Origin of the sequence: Amycolatopsis sp. NPDC051071, assembly GCF_040682875.1 — a bacterium.
In the GTDB taxonomy this organism is placed as follows: Bacteria; Actinomycetota; Actinomycetes; order Mycobacteriales; family Pseudonocardiaceae; genus Amycolatopsis.
Map to the genome: position 1 here is coordinate 1 of NZ_JBFBBY010000227.1, position 9,940 is coordinate 9,940.

Sequence of the window (9,940 nt, forward strand, 5' to 3'; positions counted from 1 at the left end):
TCCCCATTTTTATTAATTTCGCCATTGGGCCACCCCTCATGACACCCCCCGACAGGCGAGGACGGGCGGTCAAAGCGTGCCATCGGCGGCGACGGCGCGATCCAGCCACAGGTCCTCGAGCGCGTCCCGCACCTCGGGACCGTGCTCGGACGCCAGCCGTACGGCGCCCAAGTTGTCCTCCAGTTGCGGAAGGCGGCTCACCCCGAACAGCACGTTCGCCACCGGCACGTAGGCGAGGCAGAACGCGATCGCCAGTTGCGAAGGGCTCACCCCGAATTCCGCCGCCACCGTGGCCACTCCCCCGGCAGCGGCCTTGATCGACTCGCGGATACCGCCCGGATCCGCCCCGATCTTGCGTTCGGGTGTCTTGCCGAGCAGCACCCCGCCTTCGAAGACGTCCGACGCCTGCAAGGTCAGCCGTCCGGCCTCGAAATGGGCGCCGTAGAACGGGCCTTCCGCCATGGACCGCCGCGCCACGCTGTACTTCAGCTGGGCGAAACCCGGCGCCGGAAGCCCTTCCTTCTCGGCGAACTCCAGCGCGCGATCCAGGTCCGCGGCGAGCCAGTTGTTCACGCCCCAGACGTCGAAGCGGCCGAGGCGGACCTGTTCGGCCACTTCGGTGACGATCCGCGGGATGTCCGGGCGGTCGAAATAGTCGCCGACCACGACGGCCTCCGCGCGTTCGACGCCGATCCGGGCGAACGACGTCGCGAGTTGCCGGGCGAAGCCGGTGTTCGGGTAGTCCCAGAGCCACAGTTTCCCGCACAGCTGGTACTCGTCGCGGGCGATCCCGGCGGCCCGGACGGCCTCGCCGAACAGGAGATCTGTGCGCGATTGTTCGGAATGCGGCCCCATGTTGTAGTGGGCCACGTCGAAAAGCGTGACCCCGGCGTCGATCGCGTGCCGGATCAAGTGCACCGCGTCGTCGAAGTCCATCCGGTCCCAGGTGTTCCAGGAGCCAAGGCTCAGCACCGAAGTGGCGAAGCCCAGCCCGTCCTGCTTCTCGTACACGGGATTTCCTTTCGCTGGCAACAGAAACCCTTTTTAGTCTACGATCGTAGAATGAACAAGAGACTCGTAGTGGTGACCGGCGGTGCCAGTGGCATCGGCCGAGGGGTCGCCGAAGCGTTCCAGGCCGCGGGCGACCGCGTGGTCATCGCCGACGTCGACGCCGGCGCGGCCCACGACCTGGCGGGCGAACTCGGCGCGGAGCACGTCGAACTGGACATCTCCGACCCTGGCTCGGTCGACGCCGCGCTCGCGCTCGTCACCGGCCGCTTCGGCCCGGTCGACGTCCTGATCAACAACGCCGGACTCGCCGGGGGCGGCGGGCCCTTGGTGGGGCTGGACATCGGTGTCTTCGACCTGTGCGTGCGGGTGAATTTCCGCGGCACGTTCCTGATGACCCGCGCGGTCGGCGCACAGATGCTTGAAGCGGGCACCCGTGGCGCCATCGTCAACATCACCTCCATCGGCGCCCTGCAGCCGACCCCCGGACTCGGCCATTACGAAGCCACCAAAGCCGCCGTCGAAGCACTCACCCGCTCGGCGGCGCTCGAACTGGCACCGCACGGCATCCGGGTCAACGCGGTCGCGCCAGGGCCGGTGCTCACGCCGATGACCGCCGGATTCGCCTCGGACACCGCTGCCCGCGCGGCTTGGGAAGCGAGGATTCCACTGGGAACCATCGCTTCCGTCGCCGACGTGGTGCCGTCAGTCCTGTTCCTCGCTTCGGCCGGCGCCTGCCATCTCACCGGGGTGAGCCTGCAGGTCGACGGCGGGCAACTGCTCACCTGAGTACACGACGCGGCCGCCGGACACGGTGAGTTCGACACCGGCGTCCGGTAGGTCCGCGAACGCGACTTCGAGCGGATTCGCCGCCAGCACACAGAAGTCGGCGACGCGGCCGACGGTCAGTGACCCCTTCCACTCCGCCGCCCCGTCCTGCTCGGCGGCCGCGGTCGTGTAACAGCGAAGCAGCCTTGCCATCAGTACACTGTCCACATCGGACGCTTCCAGCATCCGGGCCGCGGCCGCGAGGTGGACCCGCCAGTCCGGGGTGACCACCGGGGCATCACTGCTCAAGGTCAGCGGGACACCCGATTCCAGCATCTCCGCAAGCGGCCACGCGCGAGCGCCGACCTCGGCACCGAGTGCCTCCGACAGCATTCCCCGCATCGCCACCGCGATCGCGGGCTGCGTGGTCAGACCGACACCCGCCGAAGCCATCCGCGACAGCTGGTCCGCCGTCACCAGGTCGCCGTGCACGAGATGGTCGCCGCGACGCAGCGATCCGAGCGCGGCTTCGATACTGCGATCCCCCGTGGCGTGCACCGCGACCACCATTCCGGCGGCGTGGGCCAGTTCGATCATGGCGACCAGGTTGCCCGCGCGCGCCGGATCGTCGTCACCATCGACGAGCAAGGCACCGTGCGATCCGTCGGCATAGCAGTGATGCGTCCACGCGGACCGCATCGGCGGGATGCCGTCGGCGAAGATCTTCACGCCGGGCACGGTGAGCCACGCCGGATCCGCGTCCGGGACCGGCGTCGCCAGGCCACGTTCGAAATCCGCCAGCGAACTGGCCCCGTCGAGCAGTCCGAACAAGCGCAACGCGGTCACCCTCGCGCGCAGGAGCCCGTCCGCGGCCAGCGCCGCGTACTCCTCCAGCACCTCGGGCCCGAAGCACCCCGTCTCCCCCGGGCCCAGCCCGGGTTCGGTGTAGCTCGTGATGCCGAGTGACGCGCACACATCGCCCGCACGCAGGATGGCGGCACGCCGTTCGGCCGCGGTACGTACCGTTTTCTCCTCGCCACCGGTGAATCCGGCGCCGCCGATGAGCGTGTCCGGCCACCGGGCACCGAGCCAGGTCGCGTGCAGATGCGCGTCGTTGATCCCGGGCAGGACGGCTCTGCCTGCCAGGTCGATCACTTCGGTGTCCGGGCCGATGTGATCGAAGGCGACATCGCCGAGCGCGACGATCCGGCCGTCACGCACCGCCATCGCCCGCACGACGGTGTCCGCCGGATCGAAGGTGAGCACGGGACCGCCGCGAACCACGAGTGAAGCGGGACGAAGACGTTGCGACGGCATGGTTCCTCCAGGATCTGGACTTTTTCTCCTACGACTGTAGACTAAAAAGATGGTCAACAGAACCGAAGCCGCGGTGCTCACCGAACACGGGTCCGCGCTCACACTGAGGGAGTTGCCGCTCCCGGAAGAGCCGGAGCCGGGTGCCGCGTTGGTCCGGATCACCTGCACCACGCTGTGCGGCACCGACGTGCACATCTGGTCGGGCCAGATGACCTTCCCCGGGATGCTCCCGATGGTGCTGGGCCACGAAATGGTCGGCGAGGTGGTGGCCGTCGGACCGGGTACCACCGACACCCTCGGCCGGGAGATCGCCGAAGGCGACCGCATCGGCTGGTCGGAATCGACGTGCGGAAAGTGTTACGGCTGCACGATCCTGCGCGAACCGGTCGCCTGCGAGAAGCGCGGCTACGGCTTCCTCCAACGTTCCGACGTGTTCCCTTATGCCACCGGCGGGCTCGTCCGGTACTGCTACGTCACCCCCGGCGCCGCCAAGCTCCTGCTGCCCGACGACGTCAAGGACACCTGGGCCTCGATGTCCGGCTGCGCGGGCAAGACCGTGCTGCGAGCGGTTTCGCGGTCCGGCGGTATCCGTCCGGGTGGGACGGTCGTGGTACAGGGCGCGGGTGCGCTCGGCGTCTTCGCCACCGCGGTCGCGCGGATCTCCGGCGCGGGTGACGTGATCACCATCGGCGGTCCCGCCGATCGGCTCAAGACCGCCGAGCGTTTCGGTGCGACAGCGACGATCCCGGTCGACGGCACCGTCGAGGACCGCGTCGAGCGGGTCAAGGAACTCACCGGCGGCCGCGGCGCCGACCACGTCTTCGACTTCGCGGGCGGCCCCACCATCGGCGAGGAAGCGGTCGCCTTCGCCGCCCAGCGCGGCACGGTCGCGATCGTCGGTTCCACCGGCCCCATACCCGCTCCCGTCGCACTCGGCACCGTGATGGGCAAGGAACTCACGGTCGTCGGCTCGCTCAACGGCGACATCGCCGACTACCACCGCTCGGTGGACTTCTTTCGCACCTTCGCCGGCCGGATGCCCTGGGACGAACTGTTCAGCGCGCCCGTCGGACTCTCCGAAGCCTCGAAGTGCGTCGAGTCGATGTCACGGCTCGGCGAACTCAAAGCCGTCATCGATCCCCGCCTTCCCTAGGAGTCCCCATGACCGCCATCCCCCAGCGCCGCATCGGCCGCGACGGCCCGCTCACCGGTGTCCTCTCGCTCGGCTCGTGGCACACCTACGACCGGATGGACTTCCGCGAGGCGGTGACGCTGGTGCGCACCGCTGTCGATGCCGGCATCTCGCTGTTCGACGTCGGTGTCTACGGTTTCCCCGGCAGCACACCGGTCTTCACCGACGTACTGTTCTCCGCCATGGTTCGTGCGGCCGGGCTCAACCGCGACGACTACCTGCTTTCGGCGAAGCTGTGGCTGGAGGGCTACCCGGAGCACACTCTGCGCGACCAGCTGGACAACGCGTTGTTCCGCGCCGGGATCGAGCACGCCGATCTCGTGGTACTGGGCGATCTTCGCCGTGACGACACCGACCTGCACCAGCTCGTGCTGGATCTGGACGAACTCCGTAAGGCCGGGCTCATCCGGCAGTGGGGGGTGAACAACTGGTCCGCCACCACCATCCGTGCCCTGCACGATTTCGCCGCGGCGGAGAACGTGCCCGGCCCGGCCATCGCGCAGCTGAAGTACAGCGTTTCACGACGGTCCATTGCAGACGGTGAGCCGTTCGAGAAGGTGTTCGGCGAGCTCGGGGTCACGCTGCAGTCATCGGACATCTTCGAGGGCGGTGTCCTGCTGGGCAAGAACAGTGGCGCGCGTCAGGTCGGGCGGGATCCCGGCGACATCCGTGAGCGCATCGCCGCCTCCGCGCCGGAACTCGCGAAGATCGCGGGCGACCTCGGCGCGACGCCGGCGCAGCTGTGCCTTGCCTTCACGCTCACCCATCCGGCCAACACCACCACCCTGTTCGGCGCCACCAGCACCGAGCAGCTCAAGGACAACCTCGGCGCTGTCGACCTCGTCGAGCGCGTCGGCGCGAAGCAACTGCGCGAACTGGTCGAACCGTTCTGGGCGGACCGCGACAGCGTCGACCCGGAGGGACCGTGACGGCCTTCGACCCCGAACTCGCCGAAGCCCTCAAAGGCTTGCCGTCCGGACCTCCGCTGGGCGCCGAGTCGCTGGCGGGCGTCCGGCAGGCACTGGAGGAGATGAATCCGACTTGCGCCGAGGCGATCGGCGACCGGGATCTCGTCTGGGAAGACCGGGCCGTACCCGGCACCGACGTGGTCGTCACCGTCGTCAAACCCCGGCACACCAAGGCGGGCGCGCCGGGGTTCTACAACATCCACGGCGGCGGGATGGTGCTGGACGACCGGTTCGCCGACCTGCCCCGGATGGTCGCGCTGGTCGAGGAATTCGGGTTCGTCGCGGTGACCGTGGAGTACCGGCTCGCTCCCGAGCATCCGCATCCGGCGCCGCTGCAGGACTGCTACGCGGGCCTGACCTGGATGGCCGGCAATGCCGCCGAGCTCGGATTCGATCCGGCGAAGCTGATCGTCGGCGGCGGCAGCGCGGGCGGGGGCCTGAGCGCGGGAGTCGCCTTGATGGCCCGGGACCGCGGTGGTCCGGCCTTGGCAGGGCAGCTGCTGCTGTGCCCGATGATCGACAGCCGCAACAGTTCGGCGTCCACAGTGGAGTTCGCCGAACGCGGTGTGTGGAGCCAGGCGGCCAACGAGTTCGGCTGGCGCTCCCTCCTGAATGGACAGACCTCGCCGTACGCGGTCCCCGCCACCGCCACCGACCTCGCCGGGCTCCCACCCGCCTTCATCGAGGTCGGCGCGGCCGAGATCTTCCGTGACGAGGACGTCGACTACGCGCGACGGCTCTGGGCGGCGGGAGTACCGGCCGAACTGCATGTCTGGGCGGGTGCTTACCACGGTTTCGACCGGTTCGCGCCGGACAGCGAGGTGACCCGGGCCGCGCTCGCCGCCCGGGCCTCCTGGCTGCGCCGCACTATCGGGAGAGCATGAACCGTGCGGCCTGCTCGCCGATCAGTACCGCCGGCGCGTTGGTGTTGCCCGTGGTCACCCGCGGCAGCACTGACGCGTCGGCGATCCGGAGCCCGGTCAGCCCGTGCACGGCGAGACCGGGGTCGACGACGGACCCCTCGTCGGTGCCCATCCGGCAGGTCCCGACCTGGTGGTGGTAGGTGATGGCGGTCCGCCGGACGTACTCGCGCACGTCGGCCCCGGGCCCCGGATAGAGCTCGCGGGCACCCCATTCGTCCGCCAACGCGGCCGCACGGCCGATCTCGCGGCACTGCTCCACCGACGCGACCAGGCTCTCGAAGTCGGCCGGGTCTTCCAGCGCGGCGAGATCGATCAGTGGTTCGTCCAGCGGGTCTGGCCCCGAAAGCCGCAAACTGCCCCGGCTGCGCGGCGTCACCAGGCCCGCCATCAGCGAAAACCCCGTTTCCGGCCCGGTCATCCACGGCTCGTACATCGGCACGCTGAAGTGGATTGGCTGGGTGTCGGGTACTTCCAGGCCGGGACGGCTGCGCCAGAACAGATGTGTCTGCGTCACCGAACGGCCGGGCGCGGGTGGATCGACCTGACGGCGGTCGGTCGCGAAAATGACCGGCGACAGCAGGTGGTCGTGCAGGTTCTGTCCTACTCCCGGCAGTTCCGCGACGACGTCGATGCCGTGCACCTCGAGTTCGTCCACGGGCCCGATGCCGCTGCGGAGCAGGATCGCCGGTGAAGCCAGCGCGCCCGCGGCGAGCACGACCTCGTCGGCGAAGACCTTGCGCGGTTCGCCGTCGATCTCCGCGAGTACCCCGGTCACCTTGGTGCCCTCGATCAGCAACCGGTGAACCAAGGCTCCCGTGTGGACGGTCATCCGCTCGGCGGCGGGCTGCCCGTAGGCGAGCCAGGTGTTGAGCCGTTTCCCGTCGCGGGTGGTGACGCGCTGCACCGAGACGCCGTCGAGTTCGTCGCCGTTGTAGTCCGGGTTGAACGGCAGTCCGGTCTGCACGGCCGCGTCCACAATGGACTGCTGGATCGGGTGCAATGGCTCGTTCGGCACGATGTCGAGCAGATCCTTCTCGATCCGCTCGTACACCGGGCGCACGTCGTCCCACCGCCAGCCGGGCAGACCCCAGCCGTCGTAGTCGGCGGGGGCGCCACGCACCCAGATCATCGCGTTGAGCGAATGCGACCCGCCGAGCACCTTGCCGCGTGGCAGGTGCAGCCGCCGGTTCGCCGCATGCGGCTGCGGCACGGTGTGGTAGTCCCAATCCTCCGGGCCGTGCCACAGCTCCCCGGCCCGCGACGGGTCGTGGATGGCCGGGTTGGTGTCCGGCCCGCCCGCTTCGAGCAGGGTCACCCACACCCCGGCGTCCGCCAGCCGCCTGGCGACCACCGAACCGGCCGAACCCGCTCCCACCACGATGACGTCCATGCCTCCCACCCTCGCAAGGCGGGCGGGCGTCCGGCGGATTCGGTTCGCTGGCCGACAATCGGCGTGCCCTGGCGGGCAAGACCACGGTGCGCGCCTGCCCCGATACTCGATCACACACCGGTCGAGGAGGAGCTTGCCATGGCCACACGCCTGTTCATCGACGGACAGTGGACCGCCGCCGGAGGCGGGACGCTGCCGACGTACGATCCGGCCACCGGCCAGGTGATCGAGGAAGTCGGCACCGCGTCCGCGGCCGACGTCGACGCCGCCGTCGGGGCCGCCCGAGCGGCACTGAGCGACCCGGCCTGGGCCGGGCTGCTGGCTGTCCAGCGGGCCGCGCTGCTGTTCAAACTGGCCGACCTCGTCGAGAAGCACCACGAGGAACTCGCCGCGCTCGAAACCCGTGACCAGGGGCAGCCGATCGGCATCTCCCGCCAGGTCAGCGTCACCGGCTCGGCCGAACACCTGCGGTACTTCGCCGGCTGGGTGACCAAGATCCAGGGCACCACCAACCCGGTGTCCTTCCCGGACACGCTGCACTACACGCGGCGCGAACCGGTCGGGGTGAACGCGCTGATCACGCCGTGGAACTTCCCGCTGATGATCCTGGTGTGGAAGCTCGCGCCCGCACTGGCCACCGGGAACACCGTGGTGATCAAGCCGAGCGAGGTCACCCCGCTGACGAGCATCCGGCTGGTGGAACTGGTGCACGAGGCCGGCTTCCCGCCGGGCGTGGTCAACCTGGTCACCGGCGACGGCGCGGTGGGCGCGATGCTGAGCGCGCACAACGACGTCGACCACGTGTCCTACACCGGCTCGACCGCCGTCGGGAAGCTGATCACCGCCGCCAGCGCGGAGTCGAACCTCAAACGGCTGACACTGGAACTCGGCGGCAAGGCACCCAGCATCATCGCCTCGGACGCCGACATCGACGCCGCCGTCGCGGGCAACCTCGCGGGCGCCACGCTCAACAGCGGACAGGTCTGCGCCGCGTACACCCGGTTCTTCGTGGACCGCAAGCGTGAACAGGAGTTCGTCGCGAAACTGGCCGCCGGTCTCGAAGGGCTCAAACTCGGACCCGGCATCGACGAGTCGTCGCAACTCGGGCCGCTGGTGTCCGCGAAGCACCGCGACCACGTCGACTTCCTCGTCTCGACCGGCCGTGAGCAGGGCGCCGAACTGGTCACCGGCGGCGAGGCCCTCGACCGGGACGGCTACTTCTACACGCCGACCCTGTTCGCCGGTGTCGCCGATGACATGACGATCATGCGTGAGGAGATCTTCGGCCCGGTCCTCGCCGTGACCGCCTACGACGACCAGGACGAGCTGCTGGCACGGGCGAACGACACCGAGTACGGGCTCGCGGCCACCGTGTGGACCCGCGACATCGGCGTCGCACAGCGGTTCGCCAACGGCATCCGGGCGGGCGCGGTCTTCGTCAACATGCCGCCGATCCCCGACATGGCCGCGCCATGGGGCGGGTACAAGGCGTCGGGCTGGGGGCGCGAGATGGGGCCGTGGGCGATCGACGCGTACACCGAGATCAAGTCCGTCTGGCTGCACTACTCGTGACCGCAGGCGACGCGGTGAACTCGACCGCGATGAGCAAGTCGCAGATCGCCTACCAGTGGATCAAGGCCAGGATCGGCGACGGCACCTTCTCCCCCGGCTACCGCCTCGTGTTCGGGCAGATCGCGCAGGAACTCGGGTTCAGCACGGTACCCGTACGCGAGGCGGTCCGGCGGCTGGAGGCCGAGGGGCTGGTGACCTACGAGCACAACATCGGCGCGCAGGTCGCGATGGCCGACGAGAGCGACTACCAGAACACGATGCAGACGCTCGCGCTGGTCGAGGGCTACGCGGCCGCGCTGGCCGCGCCGTCGTTACCCGCCAAGGCCCTCGACGAGGCCAAGGGCCTCAACGCGGAACTGACCGCCTGCCTCGACAACTTCGAGCCGTCGCGGTTCACCGCGCTGAACCGCGACTTCCACCGCGTGCTGTTCGGGACGTGTCCCAATCCCCAGGTGCTCGACCTGGTCAACCGGGGGTGGAACCGGCTGGCCGGGCTGCGCACGTCGACGTTCAGCTTCGTCCCCGGCCGCGCGCACGAATCCGTGCTGGAGCACCAAAAGATCCTCGATTTGTTCGACCGGAGCGCGCCGGCCGGGGAGATCGAACTGGCCGTACGGGAGCACCGGCTGACGACGCTGGAGACCTTTTTGGCATACCAAGCGGGACGGCACCCTTAGTGGTCGGTTTCGGAAGTCCTTCGGGGTCTCGACGGCCCAGCTTCCCGCTGGACGTACGGCCGAAAGGTCCGAGTACAACCCGGTACGAGGACCTTCCGGCCGCACGCCCAGCGGAAACCTGGATC

The 9,940-nt window shown here is 69.2% G+C and carries 9 protein-coding genes; 6 read left to right on the plus strand and 3 right to left on the minus strand.

From position 1 onward, the window contains the following. Positions 1 to 69: 69 nt before the first annotated feature. Positions 70 to 1,011, minus strand: coding sequence for an aldo/keto reductase (locus tag AB0M65_RS37860; RefSeq protein WP_364039364.1), 942 nt, complete (start codon positions 1,009 to 1,011; stop codon positions 70 to 72). Positions 1,012 to 1,080: 69 nt separating this feature from the next. Here AB0M65_RS37860 and AB0M65_RS37865 point away from each other — a divergent pair, with 69 nt between their 5' ends. Further along, the gene (locus tag AB0M65_RS37865; RefSeq protein WP_364039388.1) at positions 1,081 to 1,797 is read left to right on the plus strand and encodes an SDR family oxidoreductase; all 717 of its coding nucleotides are present in this window, start codon (positions 1,081 to 1,083) and stop codon (positions 1,795 to 1,797) included. Here the strand turns inward: AB0M65_RS37865 and AB0M65_RS37870 are convergent. Next, entirely contained in the window at positions 1,714 to 3,093 is a 1,380-nt protein-coding gene (locus tag AB0M65_RS37870; protein WP_364039367.1) for an amidohydrolase family protein, read from the minus strand. The genes AB0M65_RS37865 and AB0M65_RS37870 overlap by 84 nt on opposite strands. A 49-nt stretch (positions 3,094 to 3,142) precedes the next feature. Between AB0M65_RS37870 and AB0M65_RS37875 the strand changes: the two genes are divergently transcribed. From AB0M65_RS37875 to AB0M65_RS37885, 3 genes are read left to right on the plus strand one after another with little or no spacing between them, the layout of a single operon-like run. Next, entirely contained in the window at positions 3,143 to 4,246 is a 1,104-nt protein-coding gene (locus AB0M65_RS37875) for a zinc-binding dehydrogenase (RefSeq protein ID WP_364039370.1), read from the plus strand. An 8-nt stretch (positions 4,247 to 4,254) separates the two neighbouring features. Further along, entirely contained in the window at positions 4,255 to 5,214 is a 960-nt protein-coding gene (locus AB0M65_RS37880) for an aldo/keto reductase (protein ID WP_364039373.1), read from the plus strand. Continuing rightward, positions 5,211 to 6,137, plus strand: coding sequence for an alpha/beta hydrolase fold domain-containing protein (locus tag AB0M65_RS37885; RefSeq protein WP_364039376.1), 927 nt, complete (start codon positions 5,211 to 5,213; stop codon positions 6,135 to 6,137). Before AB0M65_RS37880 ends, AB0M65_RS37885 begins: the two co-directional genes overlap by 4 nt. Here the strand turns inward: AB0M65_RS37885 and AB0M65_RS37890 are convergent. Then, a complete protein-coding gene (locus AB0M65_RS37890; protein WP_364039379.1) occupies positions 6,121 to 7,566 on the minus strand; it encodes an FAD-dependent oxidoreductase in 1,446 nt (481 codons plus the stop codon). The two genes, AB0M65_RS37885 and AB0M65_RS37890, sit on opposite strands and share 17 nt — an antisense overlap. Before the next feature lie 138 nt (positions 7,567 to 7,704). Here AB0M65_RS37890 and AB0M65_RS37895 point away from each other — a divergent pair, with 138 nt between their 5' ends. After that, positions 7,705 to 9,138: an aldehyde dehydrogenase family protein gene (locus AB0M65_RS37895; RefSeq protein WP_364039382.1), complete on the plus strand. Its 1,434-nt coding sequence runs from the start codon at positions 7,705 to 7,707 to the stop codon at positions 9,136 to 9,138. After that, positions 9,135 to 9,815 carry a GntR family transcriptional regulator gene (locus AB0M65_RS37900; protein WP_364039385.1) on the plus strand — a complete coding sequence of 227 codons (681 nt, stop codon included), beginning with the start codon at positions 9,135 to 9,137 and terminating at the stop codon, positions 9,813 to 9,815. The genes AB0M65_RS37895 and AB0M65_RS37900 overlap by 4 nt, the downstream gene beginning before the upstream one ends. Positions 9,816 to 9,940 lie beyond the last annotated feature (125 nt).

Coding starts and splice junctions, on each gene's coding strand:
- AB0M65_RS37870 (WP_364039367.1), bottom strand. CDS start 3,093: ATGCCGTCGCAACGTCTTCGTCCCGCTTCACTCGTGGTTCGCGGCGGT.
- AB0M65_RS37875 (WP_364039370.1), top strand. CDS start 3,143: ATGGTCAACAGAACCGAAGCCGCGGTGCTCACCGAACACGGGTCCGCG.
- AB0M65_RS37880 (WP_364039373.1), top strand. CDS start 4,255: ATGACCGCCATCCCCCAGCGCCGCATCGGCCGCGACGGCCCGCTCACC.
- AB0M65_RS37890 (WP_364039379.1), bottom strand. CDS start 7,566: ATGGACGTCATCGTGGTGGGAGCGGGTTCGGCCGGTTCGGTGGTCGCC.
- AB0M65_RS37895 (WP_364039382.1), top strand. CDS start 7,705: ATGGCCACACGCCTGTTCATCGACGGACAGTGGACCGCCGCCGGAGGC.